Raw genomic sequence first — 406 nt, forward strand, 5'->3', positions numbered from 1 at the left:
CCCCCAGCACCCCGCAGGAAGATATTCCGTTCTAAGCGGTGTCGTCGTTTGAAACGACGGCGCGGTCATCTGAAATGACGGGAAGGAGAAAAGATAACAGAAACTCCCCGCCACGATCCCAAAAGGACCATGCGGGGAGTTTGCAGGCGAAGCTTTACTTGCCCAGCTTACGGCGCTGAACGCGGGTGCGGCGAAGCATCTTGCGGTGCTTCTTCTTGGACATGCGCTTGCGGCGCTTCTTGATGACAGAACCCATAGCAGGTTTCCTCACTTTCGGTATCAGTACGTACGTAACCCGGCCGGCAACGCCTGGAATAAAACCACCCACGGTGCACTCGAGGCGGCCCCCGCGAAACGGGGAGACACAGGCATACCAGTGCCGAAACGAATGTTCACTATCTTACCT

General features: G+C 56.7%; 1 protein-coding gene. It reads right to left on the reverse strand.

Annotated features, from left to right (window positions below):
• Window positions 1–154: 154 nt before the first annotated feature.
• On the reverse strand, window positions 155–256 hold the full coding sequence (locus HMPREF2635_RS12845) for a 30S ribosomal protein bS22 (protein ID WP_003855542.1): 102 nt from the start codon (window positions 254–256) through the stop codon (window positions 155–157).
• Window positions 257–406: the final 150 nt, after the last annotated feature.

The sequence above is a fragment of the Corynebacterium sp. HMSC035E02 genome (assembly GCF_001836065.1).
In the GTDB taxonomy this organism is placed as follows: domain Bacteria; phylum Actinomycetota; class Actinomycetes; order Mycobacteriales; family Mycobacteriaceae; genus Corynebacterium; species Corynebacterium hiratae.